The organism is Pseudomonas sp. GCM10022186 (assembly GCF_042656385.1).
Classification (GTDB): domain Bacteria; phylum Pseudomonadota; class Gammaproteobacteria; order Pseudomonadales; family Pseudomonadaceae; genus Metapseudomonas.
Genome location: NZ_JBHSOU010000065.1, coordinates 1 through 1,197, shown reverse-complemented (window position 1 = coordinate 1,197; position 1,197 = coordinate 1). Strand labels below are relative to the sequence as shown.

The 1,197-nt window shown below is 65.2% G+C and carries 1 protein-coding gene; it reads right to left on the bottom strand.

Annotated elements, in window-relative coordinates; genetic code table 11:
* Positions 1–764, bottom strand: a 764-nt coding sequence (locus ACFPU0_RS23220; RefSeq protein ID WP_377695650.1) for a reverse transcriptase domain-containing protein, incomplete at its 3' end; no start/stop codon positions are given.
* Between the last annotated feature and the right edge of the window lie 433 nt (positions 765–1,197).

Below are 1,197 nucleotides of genomic sequence, written 5' to 3'. Positions count from 1 at the left end.
ATGTTCGAGAGCAAGGGCGAGAGGGGTCCGCCTTGCGGCGTACCCTCTCGGCGCGGGCTCACGAGCCCGCCCTCCATGACCCCAGCCTCCAGGTAGCGACGGATCAGGCGCAGCACATGCGGGTCTTCGACCCGACGTGCCAGCAAGTCCATCAGCCGATCGTGGTTGACCCGGTCGAAGAATTTCTCCAGGTCCAGTTCCACGCTCCAGCGATAGCCCGCCGCCACGTGGGCACGGGCCATCTCGATGGCCTGGTGCGCGCTGCGCCCCGGACGAAAGCCGTAGCTGAAGTCCGAGAACAGCGGTTCGAAGAGCGGCGTCAATTGCTGCAGCAGGGCCTGCTGGATCAGGCGATCCACCACGCTGGGTATCCCCAGCGTTCTGACCCCGCCCTGGGGCTTGGGAATGTTCACCGCCCGGACGCCGTGCGGCTGGTATTTACCCGCCAACAGCCGCTCCCGCAGGCGCGGCCAATACTGTTTCAGGTAGCCCGCCAGCTCGCTCACCGACAGGCCATCGGCCCCCGGTGCGCCCTGGTTGCTCACTACCCGTCGATACGCACGCCTCAGGTTGGGCGGTGACAGCACCCGCTCCATCAGCGTGTTCGGCTCCGCTTTCGTCCACGTTACAGACGCCATCGGTGTCTGCGCACTGTCAGCCGTCATGCGCGGATTCCGTCCGCCATGCCGGGGGAACAGCCTTCCCCTGGGGGGAAGCTTCTGCGGTTCGACATCCCATGAGACTCCAACGCCTACCGGCGGTATGACCTGTTCGGCCCTTGGTGGCGTGGTTGGCGCCACTTACTACGGCCTCGGCTGACTTCTGCACGCTCATCCCGTCGCCTCTCGGCGCCCGGTAGCACAGCGGCAAGCGCACAGATCTCCCAGGGTAATTCGCGCGACCTTCCTGCTTATGCCTGGCGGATCTACGTCGTAGCGTGCCGTGCAAGTACCGGGCTTTGACGATTTGGGCCGCCTCACCCCGCTACGCCGCCTCCATCCGCTTCCTGTTCGTCAGGCCAGCAATTTGCTTCCGGCTTCCTTCAGATTCGCAGTCACCCGCGACACCCTTGCCTTCCGCTAGCACTTCCCCTTGCCGGGCGTGCAGAGGACTTTCACCTCCAAGTCGTCCAGTTCACCACCACAGTGAACCGAACAGCGCCAGTCACGGCGCTACGCGCCATGCCTGGCGCACCCA